Origin of the sequence: Snodgrassella sp. ESL0324 (assembly GCF_013344955.1) — a bacterium.
Taxonomy (GTDB): Bacteria; Pseudomonadota; Gammaproteobacteria; order Burkholderiales; family Neisseriaceae; genus Snodgrassella; species Snodgrassella alvi.
The window spans coordinates 410277-434047 of record NZ_JAAEDS010000012.1; the positions used below are offsets into that span (position 1 = coordinate 410277).

Annotated in this window: 19 protein-coding genes; 8 read left to right on the top strand and 11 right to left on the bottom strand. The window is 42.8% G+C overall.

Going from position 1 to position 23771, the window contains the following annotated elements; all coding sequences use genetic code 11:
* Window positions 1-122: 122 nt before the first annotated feature.
* Entirely contained in the window at window positions 123-1853 is a 1731-nt protein-coding gene (locus tag GYY70_RS04035; RefSeq protein WP_174831364.1) for a cation:proton antiporter, read from the bottom strand.
* Between the two features lie 332 nt (window positions 1854-2185).
* On the opposite strand from GYY70_RS04035, the gene GYY70_RS04040 reads away from it, so the two are divergent.
* Both GYY70_RS04040 and GYY70_RS04045 read left to right on the top strand, forming a co-directional pair.
* Window positions 2186-3124, top strand: a complete 939-nt coding sequence (locus tag GYY70_RS04040; protein ID WP_025330401.1) for a Dyp-type peroxidase — start codon at window positions 2186-2188, stop codon at window positions 3122-3124.
* A gap of 104 nt (window positions 3125-3228) precedes the next feature.
* A complete protein-coding gene (locus GYY70_RS04045) occupies window positions 3229-4731 on the top strand; it encodes a sodium:proton antiporter (RefSeq protein ID WP_078475313.1) in 1503 nt (500 codons plus the stop codon).
* 65 nt (window positions 4732-4796) lie between these two features.
* Here GYY70_RS04045 and thrC read toward each other — a convergent pair whose 3' ends face one another.
* Window positions 4797-6212, bottom strand: a complete 1416-nt coding sequence (gene thrC, locus GYY70_RS04050; protein ID WP_174831365.1) for a threonine synthase — start codon at window positions 6210-6212, stop codon at window positions 4797-4799.
* Window positions 6213-6250: 38 nt separating this feature from the next.
* The gene (locus GYY70_RS04055; protein WP_025330398.1) at window positions 6251-6598 is read right to left on the bottom strand and encodes a hypothetical protein; all 348 of its coding nucleotides are present in this window, start codon (window positions 6596-6598) and stop codon (window positions 6251-6253) included.
* Window positions 6599-6766: 168 nt separating this feature from the next.
* Between GYY70_RS04055 and GYY70_RS04060 the strand changes: the two genes are divergently transcribed.
* The 4 genes from GYY70_RS04060 to recX all read left to right on the top strand — a co-directional run bounded on the left by GYY70_RS04060 (window position 6767) and on the right by recX (window position 10470).
* Complete coding sequence (locus GYY70_RS04060; protein WP_174831366.1) at window positions 6767-8080, top strand: replication-associated recombination protein A; 1314 nt, start codon at window positions 6767-6769, stop codon at window positions 8078-8080.
* Window positions 8067-9137 (top strand): aldose epimerase family protein, encoded by a 1071-nt coding sequence (locus GYY70_RS04065; RefSeq protein WP_174831367.1) that lies wholly within the window; start codon window positions 8067-8069, stop codon window positions 9135-9137. Before GYY70_RS04060 ends, GYY70_RS04065 begins: the two co-directional genes overlap by 14 nt.
* A 158-nt stretch (window positions 9138-9295) precedes the next feature.
* On the top strand, window positions 9296-10003 hold the full coding sequence (locus GYY70_RS04070) for a phosphoglycolate phosphatase (protein WP_174831368.1): 708 nt from the start codon (window positions 9296-9298) through the stop codon (window positions 10001-10003).
* Entirely contained in the window at window positions 10000-10470 is a 471-nt protein-coding gene (gene recX, locus GYY70_RS04075; protein ID WP_025330394.1) for a recombination regulator RecX, read from the top strand. The genes GYY70_RS04070 and recX overlap by 4 nt, the downstream gene beginning before the upstream one ends.
* Before the next feature lie 148 nt (window positions 10471-10618).
* On the opposite strand, the gene GYY70_RS04080 is transcribed toward recX, so the two are convergent.
* From GYY70_RS04080 to aceE, 6 genes are all read right to left on the bottom strand, one after another.
* Window positions 10619-11572 carry a bile acid:sodium symporter family protein gene (locus tag GYY70_RS04080; RefSeq protein WP_174831369.1) on the bottom strand — a complete coding sequence of 318 codons (954 nt, stop codon included), beginning with the start codon at window positions 11570-11572 and terminating at the stop codon, window positions 10619-10621.
* Between the two features lie 32 nt (window positions 11573-11604).
* Window positions 11605-11871, bottom strand: a complete 267-nt coding sequence (gene rpsT / locus GYY70_RS04085; protein ID WP_025330392.1) for a 30S ribosomal protein S20 — start codon at window positions 11869-11871, stop codon at window positions 11605-11607.
* 121 nt (window positions 11872-11992) lie between these two features.
* A complete protein-coding gene (locus GYY70_RS04090; protein WP_174831370.1) occupies window positions 11993-13120 on the bottom strand; it encodes an AI-2E family transporter in 1128 nt (375 codons plus the stop codon).
* Between the two features lie 276 nt (window positions 13121-13396).
* Entirely contained in the window at window positions 13397-15148 is a 1752-nt protein-coding gene (lpdA, locus tag GYY70_RS04095) for a dihydrolipoyl dehydrogenase (RefSeq protein ID WP_174831371.1), read from the bottom strand.
* Window positions 15149-15260: 112 nt separating this feature from the next.
* A complete protein-coding gene (aceF, locus tag GYY70_RS04100; RefSeq protein WP_078475322.1) occupies window positions 15261-16901 on the bottom strand; it encodes a dihydrolipoyllysine-residue acetyltransferase in 1641 nt (546 codons plus the stop codon).
* Between the two features lie 108 nt (window positions 16902-17009).
* Window positions 17010-19718 (bottom strand): pyruvate dehydrogenase (acetyl-transferring), homodimeric type, encoded by a 2709-nt coding sequence (gene aceE, locus GYY70_RS04105; protein WP_370521143.1) that lies wholly within the window; start codon window positions 19716-19718, stop codon window positions 17010-17012.
* Window positions 19719-20665: 947 nt separating this feature from the next.
* On the opposite strand from aceE, the gene GYY70_RS04110 reads away from it, so the two are divergent.
* Together GYY70_RS04110 and GYY70_RS04115 are read left to right on the top strand one after the other, a co-directional pair.
* On the top strand, window positions 20666-21634 hold the full coding sequence (locus GYY70_RS04110; protein WP_174831372.1) for a DnaJ C-terminal domain-containing protein: 969 nt from the start codon (window positions 20666-20668) through the stop codon (window positions 21632-21634).
* 15 nt (window positions 21635-21649) lie between these two features.
* Window positions 21650-21916 carry a chaperone modulator CbpM gene (locus GYY70_RS04115; protein ID WP_078475325.1) on the top strand — a complete coding sequence of 89 codons (267 nt, stop codon included), beginning with the start codon at window positions 21650-21652 and terminating at the stop codon, window positions 21914-21916.
* Window positions 21917-21950: 34 nt separating this feature from the next.
* Here the strand turns inward: GYY70_RS04115 and mtgA are convergent, their stop codons facing one another.
* Window positions 21951-22646 carry a monofunctional biosynthetic peptidoglycan transglycosylase gene (mtgA, locus tag GYY70_RS04120; protein WP_084547417.1) on the bottom strand — a complete coding sequence of 232 codons (696 nt, stop codon included), beginning with the start codon at window positions 22644-22646 and terminating at the stop codon, window positions 21951-21953.
* Window positions 22643-23452: a shikimate dehydrogenase gene (gene aroE / locus GYY70_RS04125; protein WP_174831373.1), complete on the bottom strand. Its 810-nt coding sequence runs from the start codon at window positions 23450-23452 to the stop codon at window positions 22643-22645. Before aroE ends, mtgA begins: the two co-directional genes overlap by 4 nt.
* Window positions 23453-23771: the final 319 nt, after the last annotated feature.

Below are 23771 nucleotides of genomic sequence, written 5' to 3' on the forward strand. Positions count from 1 at the left end.
AATCAATATTAGATAATTATTGATTTACGCCTGTTTCAGAAAATATCATTCTCAGGATATTGGATTATTTTTAAAAAACTAATAAAAAAATTATATTTTTCTATTGGAATCAATGTTAGTTTTCAGACCTGTCCGAATGCTTGCATAATTTCATTGGCCAGTACGAGCTGACTGTCAACAACTTTGGTTGCCCCTGCCTGAATAAACAATTGTTTGTCCTGTTCATATCTGCTGAATGTGACTATGTGCAGTTGCGGATTAAGCGCGATAGCAGCCTTTATAATTGATATCACTTCAGTTTTGTTCTGAATAGTAATAATCAGATTTTTAGCCTGAGCGACAAATACAGCGTCCAGCATCCCATCAGATAATGCATGCCCATAGGCAACGGGTATCTCACGTGCACGCAACTCTGTAACAACTTCTAAACGATTTTCCTGTACATAGACTGTTTCATTACGTGCATGTAAATGCCTGATTATTTCTTGTCCGACCGGACCTGCTCCCACCAACACTGTATGATCGCTCACCGCAGGAGCAATAGCCATATCTTCATCTACAAAATAGATTGAAACCGGCTTAATCGGTGCAGCTACTTTGGCATGAGGTTTATCTGATAATCGATTACTCTCGGACACAATGGTTGTAGCAGAAGTTTTTTGCTGTGACTGTTTTTCCAGATAGCGGTTGAGCCAGACAAATAAAAACGGGTTACAGATTATGGATATTAGTGCACTACCCAGAATCAGATCACTGGCTAATTGCGGCAAAATATTGTATACCGCGCCCAGACTGGCAATCATGAAGGAAAACTCACCGATCTGAGCCAGCGCAACAGCAATTGTTAGTGCAGTTTGAGGCGGATAGCCGAATACACGCACAATCAAAAATGCTCCCGCACTTTTACCTATTACCACCACTAATAAAGTGGCTAATAGTAATAATGGATTACGGACAATAATACTGGGATCAAACAGCATACCCACTGAAACAAAAAACAGTACGGTAAAAAAATCACGTAAGCCGCCGGATGCTTCTTCAGCAGTGTGATTCATACTGGTTTCGCTGATGATGGCTCCGGCAAAAAAAGCACCCAGAGCAAACGACACACCGAAGAAATAATTGGCCAGTATGGCACAGCCTAAAGCAATAGCAATGACAGCCAGACGAAACAACTCAGGACTTCCTGTGCTCACTACACGCTGTAAAGACCATGGAATTATTCTGCGACCAAGAAAAAGCATAACCAGTATAAATGCAATGATTTGTACTCCGGTTTTACCCAGTAAATAAAGCAAATTTGCACTGGAAACAACACCCTCTCCTGATAAAACCGGTGCCAGAGCCGGAATCATCACCAGCACAAACACCATGGCAATATCTTCAACAATCAGCCAGCCGGTGGCAATCCGCCCCTGTGTAGAGTCCCCCAAATGCCAGCGATGTAAAGCCGCTATTAAGACAACAGTTGAAGCACAAGATAGAGCCAATCCGAAGACGATACCGGCACCTGTAGTCCAGCCGGCCAGACAGGCAAGTAACCAGCCAAGTAAAGTAGCCAGAACAATCTGGATAAGTGCGCCCGGTATCGCTACCCGCTTAACTGCCAGTAAATCGCGAATGGAAAAATGCAGCCCCACTCCAAACATCAGCAAAATCACGCCCAGTTCGGCCAATTGCTGTGATAAATGCATATCAGCAGTAAATCCTTTGGTATACGGTCCGACAATTATGCCGGCCAGCAAATAGCCAACCAGCGGGGGCATACGCAGCTTATGTGCGATATAACCGAGCACAAAGGCGAAAAATAAACCACCTACGATGGTTTCAACCAATGGAAATGAGTGATGCATTGCTTTCTCAGGGTAATAGTAAATAATAGTAAGCAATCTATACTAGCGGAAAAATATCAGCAAATAAAAGCTTTTATACTCTTTTAGGTTATAATTATCATATTTTATCGATAATTTTCATATCTTATGTATAAGTATCCCCATTTATTAATTGCGTTACTAATACAAGCAGTGAGAAAAGCCGGATTTATTACTCGGTTCGGTTTACAGTGCTGAACATATTTACAGGCGATTTTTTATGACATAGTTAAAAATATTTAAATTCATGTCAGTTTGTACTTAATAACGTACGTTGATTTCATTATAATAATGGTTTAGGAAAGTATTTATTAATGACAATATACAGAACACCTTCAGTATTAGCTTATCCGGGTAAAAGTGCTTTATTTATTACGTTAGGTATACAGAATAATCAGGCAGCGATTACCAAGGTACTCGAATTTATTACTGGTTTTTCAGCGTTAGTACGCAGCATGCATGGCCGGTTTCATGATGAAAATTTTAATGCATTAATGGGGATTGGTTCGGAAGCCTGGGACAAGCTGCGGCCGGGTAAACCAAAGCCTAAGGAACTGGTTCCTTTTACTGCTATTAAAGGCGAAAAACATACTGCCGTAGCGACAGCAGGCGATCTTTTCTTTCATATCCGTGCCGATCGTCAGGACATTTGTTATGAAATGGCCGCAATGATTGATGAATTACTGGCTGATGCGACTTATTCCATTGATGAAGTAAGTGGTTTCCGTTATCTGGATGGTCGCGCTATCATCGGTTTTGTTGACGGTACCGAAAATCCGGAAGATGTATCCAAAGCAGAATATGCTCTGGTGGGTGATGAAGATCCGTTATTCCGCAACGGCAGTTATGCTTTTACTCAGAAATATCTGCATAACATGCAGGCATGGCGGCAATTATCAGTAGAAGAACAGGAAAAAGTCATTGGTCGGCGCCGTTTTAATGACATTGAGCTTTCTGATGAAGAAAAGCCGAAAACTGCGCATAGTAACGTGAGTAAGGCTTATGATGCACAAGGCAATGAACTGAAAATTATTCGTGCCAATGTAGCATTTGCTCATCCGTCAAAAAATGAGTACGGTACGTTTTTTATAGGTTATGCACGTTCATTTGCAGTAACACGCCAAATGCTGCAGCATATGTTTACCGGAAATGACGAAGGTCACGTAGACCGTCTGCTGGATTTCAGCACACCGGTAAGCGGCAGTCTCTATTTTATTCCAGCACCTGATTTACTGGATGAATTTGATTCGTAAGTTATTATTGCAAGTTTTGATTCAAGGGGAACCTGCTACAAACTGCGACAGATTCGATTCATCAGCAACTTATTACAATACTTAAATAAAGGAAAACTGTTTGCATGGGTAGTGTACTTTTTTTACAGGCAATAACGGTTATTTTTTCACTGTCTATTGTCACCACATTATTAAATAAACGCTTATTTGACATGCCGCAGGCCATTGGCGTACCGATTGTTTCTGCGATTCTGGTATTTGCACTGCAATGGGGCATGAATTTATTCGGACGCAATCATTTTATCCATGTAGATATCATGGCGTTAAAGGCGGCCGTAAGTCATATTAATTTTTATGATTTTCTGGTAAACGGCGTAATCTGCTTTATCCTGACCTCCTCTGCTCTTAAATTTAAGATTTCTGATTTAAAACGTTACTGGAGACAAATTCTGATTCTGGCCACTCTGGGATTATTGCTGTGCTCAGTGCTGTTTGGCGGTCTGCTATATGGGTTTCAGTTTTTGGTCGGCGATCATGTTCCTCTGCTGGTTCTGCTGTTACTGGGCTCTGCTCTGGGTGCAACAGACCCTATCGGGATTAAAGGTGTACTGAGCTCAGTACGTACCCCGCGCCATTTAATGGTTAAACTGGAAGGTGAATCATTATTCAATGATGCCATGTGTATCGTAGTATTCATGACCATTCTTACTCTGATTAATGGTCAGCACGTATCTCCTTTAGGTGTTATTGAAAATTTCTTCTATGAAATTGTTGTTGCCGTTATTATCGGGTTTATTTTCGGCATTGGCGCATTGCGCCTGTTGCATGGCAAACATGAAAATGAATCACTGATTCTGACAACAGCTTTGCTGGCTTCCGGTTCTTATCTGGTGGCTTATTTTGCTCATGCGTCCGGCCCGATTGCCTGTGTAGTCGGCGGTTTGATCGTTGGAAATAAATGGCAGGAAGTTTTACAGAAAAAAGAAATAGATGATGTTAATAACTTCTGGCACGCTGTAGAAGGCATCATCAATTCATTTCTGTTTACTTTAATCGGTCTGGAACTCTTTATCGTTGATATGAGCAAAACTCTGGTTATTGGCGGTATTATAGCTTTCGTATTACTGCATCTGAGCCGTTTTGCCGGAAACATATTGGCATTTATGTTGTTCCCGAAAGTATATAAGAAAAGCTATCATGGCAGCCTTACCATTTTGTCCTGGGGCGGTGTACGTGGTGGTATCTCTCTCGCCCTGATACTGGCTGTAGCCAATATGCCAGCATTAGCTAAATACAGCGATATTCTGGTTGGTTATACATTTATCTGTGTATTGCTTTCCGGTGTGGTATGCGGCCTTGGCTTACCGGAAATACTCAACGCATTCTATTACAACCCGAATGAACCTAAAACCGGGTTCAGAGGCTGGTATCAGCGCCAGTGCCACCGTTTCAACCGCAGCGGAGTGATGTACACTATTGAGGATCGTTCTGACGGATCAGAATACATTTCTGTCTATAATCCTGTTGCAGTAGCCACTGCAGCGGCTAATCCAAGTGAAGAAATTGCACTGACTCCTGAAGAATTAAAACAAAAAGTAGATAAACTGGAAAATCCGGATAATTTCTAATTTGAAAAACTAAGGCCGGCATAACCATGCCGGTCTTTAAAATTTGAAAAAACTTACATCTACTTTTATTTATCCAATTGTGTTTCCACAAACCGTTTAACCGCAGCCACATCATTATTCATCACGGTAACATGCTGTGGTAAATCTTCCAGTCCGTCTAGATTATCAGGGCGCGGTATGGTTACATCACTTCCAACTGCCTCATGAATGGTCTGTGCAAATTTAGCTGCCAGAGCAGTTTCCAGACACACAATGATTTCGCCGGCTTCGCGCAACTGTCGCGCTACCTTTACGCCATCTGCTGTATGCGGATCAATCAGTTCATTGTCCTCCTGATACACCTGGGCAATGGTTTGCAAACGATCAGCATGAGTACTTTTACCAGCAGCAAAACCATACTGATGCTGAATTTTATTCAGCATATAGCTTAAATCAAATCCATTGCCTGCTGCAACCTGCTGCCAGAGTTTTTGCACATGAGAACCATCATGGTCAAGCAAATCATAAACAAAGCGTTCAAAATTAGAAGCTTTGGAAATATCCATAGACGGGCTTGAAGTAACAAATGTATGTGCCGTATCACGGGGACGATAATGACCAGTATTGAAAAATTCATTCAACACATCGTTTTCATTTGTAGCAACAATCAGACGATGAATAGGCAGCCCCATGCTTCGGGCAATATGTCCTGCCAGCACATTACCAAAATTACCACTGGGTACGCAGAATGAAACCTTTTGTTCATTTGTGCTGGTAGCCGCAAAATAGCCCTTAAAATAATACACCACCTGCGCAACAATACGACCCCAGTTGATAGAATTAACTGTACTTAAATGATGGTGTGCCTTGAAAGCATGATCATTCTGCAGCGCTTTTACAATATCCTGGCAATCATCGAACATGCCTTTAACAGCAATATTAAAAATGTTACTGTCTTTCAGGCTATACATCTGAGCACGCTGGAAATCACTCATTTTTCCATATGGGGACAACATAAATACATTTACCCGCTTTTTGCCGCGCAGAGCATACTCAGCAGCAGAACCGGTATCGCCACTGGTGGCGCCGATAATATTCAGAAAGCGGTTTTCACGTTCCAGCACATACTCAAACAAATTACCCAATAATTGCATGGCCATATCTTTAAATGCCAGCGTCGGACCATTTGAAAGTCCTTCAATCAGAATTCCATCATGCAAAGTTCTGACCGGAGTAATCTCATTACTTCCGAATATTTCTTTTGTATATGTCTTATTAATTATCTTCTGTAAATCTGCTTTAGGAATATCAGTAGCAAACAGACTGATAATCTGCATAGCCAGTTCAGCATAACTTAATGACCGCCACTCATGAAGAGTAAATGTATCAATATGCGGATAGCTTTGTGGTAATAATAAACCACCGTCATCTGCCAGACCTGCCATTAATGCCTGACTAAAACTTTTTGGCGCGGTCTGCCCTCTGGTACTAATGTATTTCATTGTTTCTCCCGTATGATTTAATCATATTTGAGCTATAGTTAATAACGCTGGAATCTTATCCTGCATACTCTGGCCTGAGATACAGTAAATTCACGCACTCTTTGCTGACGAACCTGCGGATCGACCATTTTTGCAATTTCTTTAATGCTGAGTTTTCGACTTGCATGTACTGCAATACAGTTACAATCCTTTTGACTGATTCTTTTGATGATAAATAATTCTGTCAACTGTTTATTTACCGATTGACCAAACTGACGCTGACATTCCTGATCGATCATATATCTGCCAATACCAGATATCAGCCCGTATTCTGATTTTCTGTCATAATTTATATAAGCCCCTATCACTACAACTACAAAAACCAGAAAAAACAATATTTTACTCATACAATTTCTTCAGTTGGATTAAATTTAAGTCTAGAATACAACTTTTCTTATTTATACAATATATAACCATACTGATTATACCTATAATCCAATGGTTACCAGTCCTGCAAAGTTTACATAATCAGGTACAATATATTACACGAATTATCGTGTACTGAATGACACGTTATGGATTTATTTAATCAGAAACCTTTACCACCACTGGCAGAACAGTTACGCCCGAAAAATCTGGACGAAGTAATCGGGCAGCAACACCTCATTGGTGCAGGTAAACCTCTGCGTGTTGCCGTAGAAACCGGACATCTGCATTCCATGCTGTTATGGGGTCCTCCCGGCGTGGGTAAAACCACTCTGGCACGGATTCTGGCACAAAGCTTTAATGCTCTGTTTATTCCTTTATCAGCGGTTTTTTCCGGAGTAAAAGAAATCCGTACAGCGGTTGAAAAAGCTCAGCTGGCTTTACAACAGGGACAACGCACCATACTTTTTGTCGATGAAGTACATCGCTTTAATAAATCACAGCAGGATGCATTTTTACCTTATGTCGAAAACGGCTTATTTACTTTTATAGGCGCTACAACAGAAAATCCTTCTTTTGAGGTTAATCCGGCACTGCTAAGCCGATCACAGGTGTATACCTTGCACTCACTCAGCATTGAAGAACTGAAACAATTGCAAAATAAAGTTTTCAGCCTGCCTGAGTTTCAATCATTCAGTATCAGTTCGGATGCACAGACATTAATCCTTAACAGCGCTGATGGTGATGGCCGGCGTTTTCTGAATTTACTCGAACAACTGATCCATACCGCACAAGCACAACAGCAAACTGAAATCAGCGCAGAGTTAACTGCCGGCAGTCTTGGCACGCAATTACGCCGTTTTGATAAAGGCGGCGACAGCTTCTACGAACAGATTTCTGCACTGCATAAATCAGTACGCGGATCTCATCCGAATGCCGCTCTGTACTGGTTTACCCGGATGCTGGATGGTGGTGCTGATCCCCGCTATCTGGCAAGACGTATAATCCGTATGGCATGGGAAGATATTGGTCTGGCTGATCCAAGAGCGATGCAAATAGCCAATGATGCAGCGCAGACTTTTGAACGACTTGGCAGCCCTGAAGGGGAACTGGCTCTGGCGCAGGCAGTACTGTATCTGGCGTGTGCAGCAAAAAGCAATGCCGGTTATCTTGCGTATAACGAAGCCTGTGCTTTTGTCAAAAAACATCCGTCTAATGAAGTACCGGTTCATTTACGCAATGCACCGACTAAGTTAATGAAAGAGCTGGGCTACGGGCGTGAATACCGCTATGCCCATGATGAACCTAATGCCTATGCGGCCGGAGAAACCTACATGCCTGAAGGGATGGATGAACCGGCACTCTATCAGCCGGTAGCTCGCGGGCTGGAAATTAAAATCGCCGAAAAACTGGCGTTCTTACATAATCTTGATGAAGAGGCCGGACAGAATGAAATCAAATGAACATTCATTATGTACGATTAGTACCCAGCCATTCGGTTTGGTAGACGGTGAAAGTGCCACATTGTGGACACTGACAAACAGTCAGGGGATGCAGGTATCTGTTATGGATTTCGGTGCCATAGTTACCTCGATCATCATGCCTGACAGAGATTGTAATCCTGTGCAATGTGTTCTGGGTTTCAATAATGCTGAGGATTATGCCAGCACCAGTTATCGTGCCAGCAACCCCCATCTGGGCGCTGTAATCGGACGGCATGCCGGACGCATCAGCTTTGCACATGCACCGCTCAACCATGAACTGCTCCACCTGACTGCTAATCAGGGAGAACATCATATGCATGGCGGATATACTGGTTTTGATCAGAAGTGGTGGAAAGTATGTGCTACCCACAATGATGAACATTGCGCTTCGGTTACCATGCAGCTTTTTAGTACCGATGGTGAAGAAGGCTATCCGGGTAACCTGAATGTACAGGTATGCTATACCCTGACAGTAAATAACGAACTGAATATTGATTTCAGCGCTGAATCAGATCGTGATACTTTAATTAATCTGACTCAGCATAGTTATTTTAATCTGGCTCTGAGAGAAAGCACGATCAGCGAACATCAGTTATGGCTGTTACCACAAGAAGTCATCGTGACTGATAAAGATATGATACCAACTGGTGATATTCATAAAGCACCGGCAACGCTTGATTTCCATTCAGCACGTCCCATAGGCAGCAGTATTATTGATACGGCCTATGTATTACCACCAAATTCAGCAAACAACATTGTTGCGCGCTTAAGTGCTCCGGATACCGGTTTGTCCATGGCGGTAAAAACAGATGCACCTGTAATGGTGGTCTATAATGCTCAAAATCTGCCTGAGCAACAGATACCGGCACGTAAATCACTTCTGCCATTTGCAGCAATCTGTTTTGAACCGCAAGGCTATACAGATGCTCCGAATCACCATGCATTTCCGAATAATATTCTGCATGCCGGTACAAAGTTTAAACAGCATATAGCTTATATATTCAGCCGTGATCCCATTCAGCCAGTTATAAACTAACTGCAACCGGATTAATTGCCTGTAGTTTTGTCCGGCTATGTCTGAACCTTAATAATACCGGATTGCTAAACAGAGTAAATATACTGTTACCGGCAGCCTTACTGGTTATTTGAACATGATAAAATAAGCATGTCTTTTACCCAATCAATAAGCCAATCATGAAATGGAATGATATTCATGCCATAGCATTCGATCTGGATGGTACCCTGGTCGATTCAATCGCCGATTTATGTGCTGCTGCCAATCATATGCGCGCGGAACTAGGACTGTCACCACTGCCAGAATCTGAACTGACTACCTATGTAGGTGACGGTTTATCCAGCCTTGTACACCGGGCTCTCAGTGGTGATCGGGACGGTCTGGTGGATGAAACAATCTGGACACAGGGATTTACTGCTTTTATTTCCTATTACCGTACTCATTTGAGTGTTCACACCCGCCCCTATCCTGAAGTAGAAACCGCACTGGCATTATTCCGTGCCCGTGGTTTGCCTTTAGCAGTAATCACAAATAAAAATGAAATTCTGGCAGTGGAATTATTATGTGAGCTTGGATTGGCTGATTCATTCAGTTTGGTTGTGGGTGGTGATACACTGGCTGAAAAAAAACCCTCTCCTATACCTTTATTGCACACAGCAGAAGTATTAGGCGTACCCGTCGGAAATTTACTGATGGTTGGTGACTCTGCTAATGATATTCTGGCAGCTAAAGCAGCCGGAGCTTTAAGCTGTGGCGTCACATGGGGTTATGCAGATATGGCACAGCTGGCAAAAAACACACAGACTAAACCGGACATTATTGTTGATCATCTGCCTCAGATTGATGATGGCATACGTCATCATGCTAACAGCGAAATCCGCGCATGAAGCAAAAAATCAGTTTACGTGCCCGTGCCATTGCCCTACTGGCACGGCGGGAAATCAGCAGAGCTGAGCTGGCACGTAAACTGCATCCTTATGCAGATGAAAACGACAATCTTGAAGCATTACTGGATGAACTGGCACAAAAGCACTGGCAATCAGATGAGCGATATACGGAAACTTATATCAATAGTAAAAGCCGGCTGCATGGTAATCTGCGTTTAGAGCAAAGCCTGAAGCAAAAAGGTGTTGATGCAGCTCTGATTGCAGATTATTTACCGGACAGAGAACAACAGACAATTAATGCTATAGCTGTTTTGCAAAAAAAATATCGCCAGCCTCCCGCTGACTTAAAAGAAAAACATAAATGTATGCATTTTCTTGCTTACCGCGGTTTTAGTATGGATATTATTCACTCAGCTATCCGCCAGGCGTGGGCTGATACTTCGCTGCCTGACGAAGATGAATACTGATTATAATGACAGATGCTGACAGCACATCTTGAAAATACAAAATTTCGTATATATACAAAATCAATACCTGTACATTTAATTCAGCAAAGCATTATTCAATAAAAAAAGCCCGGACTAATAACTGGGCTTTTTTAGTATATCAAATTAATCAATGTAAACTGACATCTTCACGTTTTACATGGTCGTTACTTGTACCTGTAGGCTTTCCCGACCAGTAACTGGCGAGAAATGAACCGGAAATATTATGCCATAATGAAAATATTGCGCCCGGTAAAGCAGCCATCGAACCAAAAAATTCAGATCCCAATACTGCTGCCAGACCAGAATTCTGCATTCCTACTTCCAGAGATAGTGTGCGACAGATGGATTTATCAAAACCAAACAACCGTCCACCCCAGTAACCGCCAATCAGCCCTAAAGCATTATGCAAAATCACACCAACAACAACAATTACCGTTTTTATTCCGATTTTATCGCTGCTTAATGACACCACAGTTGATAGCACAATAATAATCATACACATCGTTATCAGTGGTAGTGAAGGTATAAGTTTTTTTACCAGTTTCGGCACAAAATAATTAATGCTTACCCCTATAGCAATAGGTAAGGCAACAATCAGCAAAATTTCCCTGAGCATAGTTACGACAGGTACTTCGATTGATGCAGCTATATAAAGTTTTGCCAATAGTGGTGTAGCAAAAATACCCACTACAGTAGACAAGGCACTGATTGTGACAGACAATGCAACATCACCTTTGGATAAAAACACCATCACATTCGAAGCAGTACCACTGGCCACACACCCTACCAGCACCATTCCTGCCTGCAATTCTGGCGACATGTTCAGCAATCTGGCAATCAGCCATGCCGCCAGTGGCATAATCAGATAATGCAGACCAATACCTGCCGCAATAGGCGCCGGCCGCTTCAATACCCGGGTAAAATCCTCAATTCTCAGCGTCATGCCCATGGATAGCATCACCAGCATCAGCATTTCAGAGATATGAGATTTCAGAGGAATAAAAACGGCAGGATTATAATAGGCAAAGATAGAACATAAGGCTGCCCACAATGGGAACAGCCTTGTGATAATAGCAATCATGAGAATCGTCTCATGCAATGACAAAAATCAGCTTAAGCAGCCATAGCCTTGATTTTGGCAGCCAGACGGCTTTTATGACGTGCAGCTTTATTTTTATGGAAAACACCTTTATCAGCAATGCGATCAATCACTTTAACGCTCTCGCTGTAGGTAACCTGAGCAGCTGCTTTGTCACCAGCTTCAACGGCTTTCAATACTTTTTTAACCGCAGTGCGAAAAGCGGTACGCAAGCTAGCGTTATGGGCACGTTGTTTCAGTGCCTGACGGGCGCGCTTACGAGATTGTGCACTATTGGCCATCAATATCTCCTAACATACATATACAAATCATGAAACGCAGAATTTTAATGACTTCACAGCATAAATGCAAGTACCGGTGTTGTTTTTTCAGCAGGCAACATATAAAAACAAGTAGCCAGGATTACCTGTCCTGCTGTGTTTTTTCATCCTTGATTATGCTATTTTCCGGCAATTTGCGGAAATAATCACTTCTCCAGTACGCCTGAGTTCCTTCCCGAATCAATACCAGACATATTGCAGCCAGTGGTAACGCCAGCAGCATACCGACAAAACCAAGTAACTGCCCGAATGCCATTAATGAGAAAATAACCCAGAACGGCGACAGACCAATTCTGTCGCCCACAATTTTCGGAGTGACAAAGAAGCTTTCCAGAAACTGACCAATGGCAAATACACCCCAGACAAGTAATAGTCCTGTCCAGCCATTAAACTGCAATAATGCTGCCAGCGTGGCCAGCAGCAGACCGGTAAAAGCACCCAGATAAGGTACAAACACCAGCAAACCGGCAACCATACCTATAGCAAATCCGGATTCCAGCCCTACCAATGCCAGCCCCAGACCATAAACCATACCCATAATTACCATTACCAGCAGTTCACCACGAAGGAATTCACCCAGTACCGTATCCATATTGGTAGCGATACGATTATAAGTAGGTAAGGCACGGCGCGGAATCAGATGACGGATACCGGAGGTCCAGCGATTCCAGTCCAGCAGAAAATAATATAAAAGAAAAGGCAGTAACAGCAGATTGGTCACCCACTCTACCATACCACTGCTATGCTGCCATACTACAGGTAAAACTTTTGAAGCGGCGTCTTTAATGCTGGCATTATGAGTTTGAATCCATTGTGCTACATACTTGGACATATAATCCGCATCCCAGCGGATACGGATATGAAATGTCTGATTAAGCCATGGAACAAGCCGGTGATGCACCCAATCAAGAAATGCAGGCAGTTTCTCATATATACTGTCCAGCAAATTAATCAGCATCGGTATCACAATCAGCAGCAAAATCACAATAACACTCAGTCCCAGAAACATCACCAGCATTGCTGCCAGTGAACGGGAAAGTTTTAGACTGTGAAGTTTTACTACCAGCGGATTTAAAATGTAAGCCAGTACTCCGGCTGCGGCAAAAGGCATTAGAATCGGTTTTAGCCCTATAAACAGACTGATGGTTGCCAGCAGTACCAACCCGCCTATAATCCAGGGGGCAATACCAGAAGAGGTTTTGCTGTTCATATTCATTCAATTACACTCATACTGATTAATAAAAATATAAGCTCACAGCAATACACGGATAGTGATTTATCAGCATATTTATTTTGATAATAGCTGAATAAGCGCAGTACTGGAATGTCTAAATGTAACTTACGTATCAGATACTGATATTTTTTTGCAAATATTATTCAATTTAACCAGCTGATTTAATCAATTATTTCCGAATTTACCTTTTTTTGTCCAATAAAAAAGCTGTCCGGAAAAACCGGACAGCTTGTGACATAAGAATTTTAGTTCTTACTTTTTACGCTGTGGTGGCAGGTCAGTACACGTACCCATAGCGACTTCAGCCGCCATACCTATTGATTCACCCAGCGTCGGATGAGGATGGATGGTGCGACCAATATCATCTGCATCACAACCCATTTCAATAGCCAGACAGATTTCACCAATCATATCGCCGGCACTCGGACCAACAATTGCACCGCCGATTATCAGTCCGCTGTCAGCGTCAAAAATCAGCTTAGTAGCACCCTCACTGCAACCATTGGCTACAGCACGGCCGGAAGCAGCCCAGGGGAATACGGATTTAGTGATTTTCACCCCATCTTTTTTCGCCTGATCTTCTGTCATGCCTACCCATGCAACTTCTGGATTGGTATAAGCCACCCCAGGGATAACACGTGCATCAAAATACGCTTGATGACCGGCACAATTTTCAGCAGCCACATGGGCTTCATGTACAGCTTTATGCGCTAGCATCGGCTGACCCACAATATCACCAATGGCAAAAATATGCGGTACATTAGTACGCATCTGCTTATCAACATTAATAAACCCGCGATCTGTAACGGCCACTCCGGCGTTTTCTGCACCTATCAGCTTGCCATTAGGTGCACGACCGGCTGCAACCAGAACCAAATCATAGCGTTGCGGCTGTGTCGGAGCTTTAGCGCCTTCAAATGTCACGTAAATACCATCTTCTTTAGCTTCAACAGCTGTGGTTTTGGTATTCAGCATGATATTATCAAAACGATGTTCGTTTTTCTTCTGCCAGATTCTGACCATATCGCGGTCAGCACCCTGCATCAGACCATCCATCATTTCTACTACATCCAGACGTGCGCCCAGTGTGCTGTACACTGTACCCATTTCCAGACCAATAATACCACCGCCGATTATCAGCATTTTTTCCGGCACAAATTTCAGTGCCAGAGCGCCTGTTGAATCAACAATGCGTGGATCTTCAGGAATAAACGGTAAATTAACTACGCGGCTGCCGGCAGCAATAATGGTATTTTTAAAAGCCAGTGTTTTGGTTTCACCGGTTTCAACACGTCCTTCACCTGAAGTCAGTTTGACTTCAATATGATGCGGATCGATATAACGACCATTACCGCGAATAATATCAACTTTACGGGTTTTAGCCATGCCGGCCAGACCGCCGGTCATTCTCGCTACTACTTTTTCCTTGTAGCTGCGCAACTGGTCGATATCGATTTTTGGTGCCGGATACTCAATGCCATTGGCTTTCAGTTCTTTAACCTCATCGATTACAGCTGCATTATGCAGTAAAGCTTTGGATGGAATGCAACCGACATTCAGACAAACACCACCCAAAGTTGCATAACGTTCCACGATGGCAACTTTCAGACCTTCATCAGCTGCGGCAAAAGCCGCAGAATATCCGCCCGGGCCGCCGCCAAGTACAACAACATCGTACTCAGCATCACTGCTGCCGGAGTAACTGGCTGCCTGAGGTGCTGCTACCGGTGAACTTTCAGCCGCAGGAGCACTTGCTGCCGGTTTAGCTGCAGCTTCTACTACTGCAATCACACCACCTTCAGAAATTTTATCACCAACTTTAACTTTAACCTCTTTCACCACACCGGCTGTTTCTGCCGGTACATCCATCGTGGCCTTATCTGTTTCCAGCGTAATCAGTGTGTCATCTACCGCAACGGTATCGCCCGGTTTGATTTCTACCGCAATAATATCAACATCTTTATAATTGCCGATATCCGGTACTTTCAATTCAATTAAGCTCATGGTCTTACCTTTTGCCTGACTGTTGCATCAGATACAACAGTAATTGCCTGTATTTCATGTATACAGGCTGCCAGAAACCAATCTGTTTTCAGGCAGCCTGTTATTTAAAAACTTACAGAGATACGCGGCGGAAATCAGCCAGCAGCTGGCTGATAAATACCAGAAAACGCATACCGGCTGCACCATCAATCACACGGTGGTCAAAAGACAGAGACAGCGGGCATTGTAAGCGCGGCTCAAATTCCTTACCATTCCAGGTCGGTTTGATCTGTGATTTACAAACGCCCAGAATAGCCACTTCCGGTGCATTAACAATAGGCGTAAAGCCTGTACCGCCAATACCGCCTAAAGAAGAAATGGTGAAAGAAGCGCCTTGCATTTCCTGAGGTTTCAGCTTGCCTTCACGGGCACGCTTACTCATATCAGCCAGTTCCTGCGTGATTTCTTTCAGACCTTTCTGGTCAGCGTTTTTAATAACCGGCACAACCAGACCATTCGGCGTATCAGCGGCAAAGCCGATATGAATGTATTTCTTCAGAATCAGGTTATCACCATCAAGCGAAGAATTAAATTCAGGGAATTCCTGTAATGCTTTCACGCAGGCCAGAATGATGAAAGCCAGCGGCGATACTTTAATACCTGCACGCTCCCATTCTTTATTCAGCTGTTTACGGAAAGCCTCCAGATCTGTCATGTCTGCATCTTCATGTAAAGTAACATGAGGAATCATTACCCAGTTACGAGCCAGATTCTGACCGGAGATTTTCTTGATTCGTGACAGTTCTTTAACTTCAATTTCACCAAATTTGCTGAAATCTACTTTAGGCCATGGTAATAAATCCAGCCCACCTCCGAGAGAGGCACCGCTACCACCCTGCTCAACCTTCTGCATAACCGATTTAACAAATTCACGCAGATCAACAGGAGTAATGCGTCCTTTACGCCCACTACCACTTACACGTCCTAAATCTACACCAAGTTCACGAGCCAGTTTGCGTACAGACGGGCTGGCATGGGCTTTTTCAAAACCCTTCTCATCAATATCAGAGCTGCCAAAAGCCTGAGGCACATGGCTTTTGATTTCGGCACGTAATTCGTTATTTTCTGCAGATGGTGTGGCAGCAACCTGTTTTTTGATTTCAGAAGCTTCTTTTTGTTCCGGCGTTAACGGTGCGGCAGCAGCACTTGCCGGAGCAACAGCCACTTCAATCAGAGCACTTCCTTCTGATACTTTATCGCCTACTTTTACATGTACAGCCGTTACTTTACCGGCAACAGTAGACGGTACATCCATCGTCGCTTTATCAGTTTCCAGGGTAACCAGTGTCTGATCAACAGCCACATCATCACCAACCTTAATATCTACTTCAATTACATCAACATTCGAGAAATTACCGATATCCGGCACTTTCACAGCAACAGACTGAGCAGCTGTACCGGCTGCTTCGGTAGTTGTTGCCTTAACCGGAGCTTCAGTAGTGGTACCGGCAGATGAAGATGCACTTGCAGCAGCAGAAGTTTCTACTTTCACAATCACATTACCTTCAGATACTTTATCACCTACTTTAACCAGGACTTCTTTCACCACACCAGCCTTATCAGCAGGAACGTCCATAGTGGCTTTATCTGTTTCAAGCGTAATCAGGGTATCGTCTACCGCAATGCTATCGCCAACTTTGACCGCCACGTCAATAACATCGACACCAGTATAATTACCGATATCAGGCACTTTTATTTCTACAATCTGACTCATCATTATGTCCTTTGATGACAGCAGGCTTAAGCCTGCGTCCGACAATCATTAGCTTGCACAGCCAGCAAAACCTGCCTGAAATCCGAATGAACTTCAGGCATTGGGTTATTAACGTGCCCAGCTCGGTTCTACATCAGCCTTGATACCATATTTATTGATGGCATCCTGTACCACCTGTTTACTGATCTTGCCTTCATCAGCCAGACCATTCAGAGCAGCTACAGCCACGTGGTAACGGTTGATTTCAAAGAACTCACGCAAATTGTCACGGGAATCACTGCGACCAAAGCCATCTGTACCCAGAACTGTGAACACATCCTGTGGTACATAAGCACGAATACGGTCAGCAAAGTGACGTACATAATCGGTTGAAGCCACAATCGGACCTTCATGACCAGACAATAATTGAGTCACATAAGGTACTTTCTGAGTATCGGTCGGATGCAGACGGTTGTAGCGTTCGATATCAATACCATCACGGTACAGTTCGTTAAATGAAGTCACACTCCAGATATTGGCATCAACATCGAAATCCTGTTTCAGCAATTCTGCTGCAGCAATCACTTCCTGCAAAATAACACCGGAACCCATTAACTGCACTTTCAGTTTACCGCTGCTACCTTCCTGCAACAGATACATACCTTTCAGAATCTGCTGTTCGATTCCCTCACGCTGCGGCATAGCCGGATGTTTATAGTTCTGGTTCATCAGAGTGATGTAATAGAACACATCTTCACGGTCTACATACATGCGCTGCAGACCATGCTGAATAATGACAGCAACTTCATATGAGAAAGACGGGTCATAGGAAATGCAGTTCGGAATCAGCTCAGCCTGAATATGGCTGTGACCATCCTGATGCTGCAAGCCTTCACCGTTCAGAGTTGTACGGCCGGAAGTACCACCCAGCATAAAGCCGCGGGCACGCTGATCACCGGCAGCCCAGGCCAGATCGCCGATACGCTGGAAACCAAACATTGAATAATAAATATAGAATGGGATTAGCGGGCAATCATTATTGGAATAGCTTGTTGCAGCAGCAATCCATGAGCTCATTGCACCCGGCTCATTAATACCTTCCTGAAAAATCTGACCATTTTTAGATTCTTTATAGAACATTAGCTGGTCGTGATCCTGAGGGGTATAAATCTGACCTTTCGGATTCCAGATAGCATACTGACGGAACAGACCTTCCATACCGAATGTACGGCTTTCATCCGGCACAATCGGCACAATCCGCTTACCGATATTTTTATCTTTAAGCAGTGTACTCAGAATACGTACAAAGGCCATTGTTGTAGAGAATTCACGGTCACCGCTATCCTGCAACTGAGCTTCAAATTCACTTAATGGCGGAATTGGCAGCTGCTCAGAATCAGGATGACGGTAAGGCAGGAAACCACCCAGCTGAGCACGGCGCTCTTTCATGTATTTCATTTCTTCACTGTCTTCAGGCAGACGGAAGAATGGCAGAGTATGTTCCATCTCTTCATCAGTTACCGGAATCTGGAAACGATCACGGAACTGTTTCAAAGATTTCATATCCATTTTCTTAGCCTGGTGAGCAGTATTCTGTGCCTCACCAGAAGCACCCATACCATAACCTTTAATGGTTTTGGCCAGAATTACAGTCGGGCGGCCATCAGGATTATTAACGGCTTCATAGTAAGCGGCATACACCTTATGCGGATCGTGACCACCGCGGTTCAGTGACCAGATTTCATCGTCTGACATATTAGCCACCATGGCTTTCAGTTCAGGCGTATTAAAGAAATGTTCGCGCACATATGCGCCATTCTGTGATTTATACATCTGATAATCACCGTCAACACATTCTTCCATGCGTTTTTTCAGCAGATTATCTTTATCCTGAGCCAGCAGTGCATCCCACTTACTGCCCCAGATTACTTTCAGTACATTCCAGCCGGCACCGCGGAAATTGCCTTCCAGTTCCTGAATAATTTTACCGTTACCGCGTACCGGTCCGTCCAGACGCTGCAAGTTACAGTTAACAACAAAAATCAGATTATCTAATCCATCACGGGCAGCCAGTGCAATTGCGCCCTGACTTTCCGGCTCATCCATTTCACCGTCACCACAGAATACCCAGACTTTACGGCCCTGAGTTTTCGCCAGACCACGGGATTCCAGATATTTCAGCAAACGGGCCTGATAAATACCCTGAATTGGTCCCAGCCCCATAGATACTGTCGGGAACTGCCAGAAGTCAGGCATTAGCCATGGATGAGGATAAGAAGACAGACCATTACCATGTACTTCCTGACGGAAATTACTCATCTGTTCTTCAGTTAAACGGCCTTCAACAAATGCACGTGCATAGAAACCAGGTGCACTATGACCCTGGAAAAATACCAGATCGCCTTCCTGATTATCTGTTTTACCATGCCAGAAGTGATTGAAACCAACATCATATAAAGTAGCACAAGACTGGAAGCTGGCAATGTGCCCGCCCAGCTCAAGATTCTTTTTGCTGGCATTTAATACCAGTGCTGCTGCATTCCAGCGCACCAGTGATCGGATTCGGTGCTCTAATTCATGATTACCCGGTGATTTTTTTTCTTTACCAACAGGAATAGTATTCAGATAGGCTGTTGTGGCACTGAACGGCATATAAATGCCCCGGCGGCGGATATAGCGCACTAGGCTTTCCATTAAATAATGCGCGCGTTCAGGTCCCTCTTCTTTCAGCACCGAGCTGAGTGAATCCAGCCATTCCTGGGTTTCAATCGGATCGATATCTTGATCATGGAAGTCAGCAGACATAGCAATATCCTCTTTCATTTGGGATTGAGTCATGAACCAAAAACTTTATGTTGATGCCATTTCATTTATCATTTTCTTTATTAACCAGATGCTTTACCAAATTGATTAAAAGAAATACATATAAATTCAAACAACTTACAATAAACATGCATAATCTTAATTGAATAAAAGCATAGATTATTGTGATGCAACATACTGTATTTACGTTCAAATCGTACCAGCGTAATACCTAAACAGCAATGTATTTTTACACCAATTTTCTGATTTAAAACAAGTAAACAAATCATCACAAAATAGTTTATCAGATCCTGGTAAATGATTTTTACTATGCCAAGAACAGGTAATTGGATAAAACAAAAGTAAATATAATAAGTTATAGTAATACCAAATACGTAATTATCATTAACAAAAACTATTTTTTATAAATAAATTCAGGATTAAAATTTATTCTAAATTTTTATACATCAATTAACATTTGTTAATAATTAAATTTTATTTAATACAAACTATATTATTAGACAATCATATTTGTTTATTCGCTGCTTTAAACAACCAAACCAAAATCAGGTTATTAATATCGTTTTACTCAGACAAATGAAATTTTCTAAATTTTACATCTCAAATTTGTCTTTTAGAATCCAGTTCATGGCTTAATATTAATTTATTATCATAGGTTAATACCATAAAATTATTTCACTTTCTATTATTTTCAAACTCGATTTCTAATTTCATTAATATAATAATATTATCAGCATTATTTCAATTTTTCTTTACCGTATTATTAAATCAAATTTTTAATTTCTTTCAGACTTCAAGAATTAATTATTTCATTTTTATTTATCTATAATTAAAACACAAATATACATTTTATTAATTGTTTTTACTACCTAAAATAAGCACTTTAAATCTTAATCATTTGACCTTATTTTGATTTAAATAGTATTTTGAAAACGAATAGAAATTTCAGCAAAGGATAAAATATGGCTGAACGCAATTATTATGAAATTCTGGGTGTTGATCGAAAGGCCAGCGAAGACGATATCAAAAAAGCCTATCGTAAACTGGTTCGCAAATATCATCCAGACGTAAGTAAAGATCCTGATGCCGTAGCCAAAACTAGTGAAATCAATATTGCTTATGAAACCTTACATGATAAGGAAAAGCGGGCTGAATATGATGAAATGCTGGACAATCCGTTCCGGCATAGCGGCCGGCAGGCTGGAGGCAACCAGGGTGATTACAGTTATCAGCAGTATGATTTTGACCCGAGTCACTTTGGCCAGAATGGGCCTTTTGGCAATGGCGATTTTCGTTTTGACGATTTGTTCTCTGCTTTCGGGAGCAGTGCAAGACAAGGCTTTCAACAACGCCGAAGCGGTCCGGTAGGCGGAGAAGATCAGCATGCTGAGCTGGTTATTGATATAGCCGCAGCCTATCAGGGAGCACAGCGTAATTTATCTTTGGATATGCCTACACTGAATGCTCAGGGGCAAATGACTTATGAGCGTAAAACACTCAATGTAAAAATTCCGGCAGGGATTACTGAAGGTCAGCAAATCCGGCTTAGCGGTCAGGGATTACCTGGTTTTAACGGCGGTTCATCCGGAGATTTATATTTAAAAATCAGTTTCCGTAATCAGGATAATTTATATGTCCAGAACCGTAAAGATGTTTACCAGCGTATCAACGTCGCTCCCTGGACTGCTGCATTAGGCGGTAAAACAGATATTACTACTCCTGCCGGCAAACTGAGTGTCAATATTCCTGCCAACAGCCACAACGGGCAGAAAATGCGCCTGAAGGGTAAAGGTATACCGGCAAAAGCAGCCGGTGATTTGTATCTGCTAATTAATATTGTGCTGCCACAAGCCAGTAACGAAGCAGACCGTGCCGCATGGCAGGCACTTGCCACGCATTACGCCGGTTTTAAACCCCAGAATCATGTTTGATAACAGGAGCGAAGAATGAATAAAAATCAACAAGATATTGAATTAAGCTTTGATGATCTGGTTCGTGCCTGTGACAATCAGAGTAACTGGATATTAAGCCTGATTGCTGAAAGCGTTATACCTGTTGAACAGGAACCGCAATTGGCGCGCTATAGTGGCTATCATATGGCTATTGCCCGCCGTGCATGGCGTATTCATCGTGATTTTGATGCCAGCGCGAGTGCCACTGCACTGATTCTGCAATTACTGGATGAAGTAGAAGATTTACGCCGACGCGGTTAATCCGGAGTGACTAATTAACCAATACTCCTTGCAGTTACTGGTCATTATCCGGCAATTGTGCAGAACCCATTCGCCGTAAAATAACGTTGGCTTTACGGCGAATTTCTTTATCTCGCGGATGATCAATGTAATAAAGCGGTCTGGGTACACGCGCAGCGAGTTTGGCTGCCTGTTGCGGAGACAACTGCATGGCGGTTCGTCCATAAATCGTTTCACTGGCCGCTTCGGCACCGTATACCCCATATCCCCACTCAATAACATTCAGATATAGCGCAAAAATCCGGTCTTTATTGGTTGTAGCTTCAAGCAGCGAAGTAATCACTGCTTCTTCTGCTTTACGCCAGTAACTGCGACTTTCAGATAAAAACAGATTTTTAGCCAGCTGCTGGCTGATGGTTGACCCGCCAGCCTTAATATTACCCTGACGTTCATTTTTTTTGATTGCCGTACGGATACCATTCCAGTCAAAACCATCATGTTCAGCAAAACGCGCATCTTCTGAGGCAATCAGCGCTTTTTTCAGATTTGGCGAAATACGGTTGTAAGCTACCCACTGATAATTCAACTGCGTATCCGGACGGGTTTCAGCCAGCTCATGCATACGTAATAACATAAACATGGTGCGGTGCGGCGCCACTGTCCGATAGATTAACAGACTGCCATAAATATAAACATTAAACAGCAAAAACAGCGTAACGAGCACAATTAACAAATTACGCACGATTTTCATGACCGTTCCATTTCTTTACGTATCTGCTCGGTTACCGGCCGGATATCAGGATTAAAACCATGCCACAATGCATATGATGCTGCTGCCTGTGCTACCAGCATACCAAGACCATCAGCCAGATTCCGGCACCCTGCTTCATGAGCCTGAAGCAAAAAAGGGGTTAGCTTTGCCGAATACATCATATCGTAAACCAGTTGCGCTCTGGCCAGTACAGGCGCGGACACAGGCAATTTCTGCCCGTGTAAACTACCTGAGGTAGCATTGATAATGACATCATATTCCGGTTTTATCTGCGTTACCGCACACCAGTTTACATTATGCTCCTGAGCAAGCAGCTGCGCTTTTTCTGCTGAGCGGTTAGCAATGGTCAGTGAAGCCGGCAGTTGCTGCAAAAGCGGCTGAATGACACCACACGCTGCTCCACCCGCTCCCAGCAGTAATATATGTTTATTACTCAGAGAAAAAGACAATAATTCTTCAATTGCCCGCACCAGACCGATACCGTCAGTATTGTCTCCCAGCAACTGTCCGTTGCGCCAGAATAAAGTATTAACAGCTTTTGCTGCTTTAGCCCTTTCAGTCAGCACATCAGCCAGAATATAAGCCTCATGCTTAAAAGGCACAGTAACATTAGCTCCGGTTCCGCCGGCTTTAAAAAATTCTCTGGCTTGTACAGCAAAATCATCTAAAGCAATCAGACGCCGCTCATAAATTAACTTTTGACCGTGCTGTGCAGCAAAAGCCTGATGAATTTGCGGAGAACGACTATGCGCTACAGGATTACCTAATACTGCAAATATACTCATTGACTCCCCTCTGCTATGTAAATAACTGTTGCCATTATCCAGACTACACCGGTCAAAGGCAAAACCCTATCATAAAACCATTAATTTTTCTTTCATGATAGGCTAACGCTGGCTTTGATACGCATGCATATCTGGCCGCTAAATAAATTTCTGACTGAATAAAATTAGTTTTTTAGCCTGAAAACCAGACAAATTAGCAACAATTGTAAAAATTTATTTTTATTTAACTTCAATTTACCGTATGATTTACCCACGCTTACTCTTTAATTTTCGGATTATCGATTAGCTGTAATAAAACCTGATTACATCCAGGTAAACA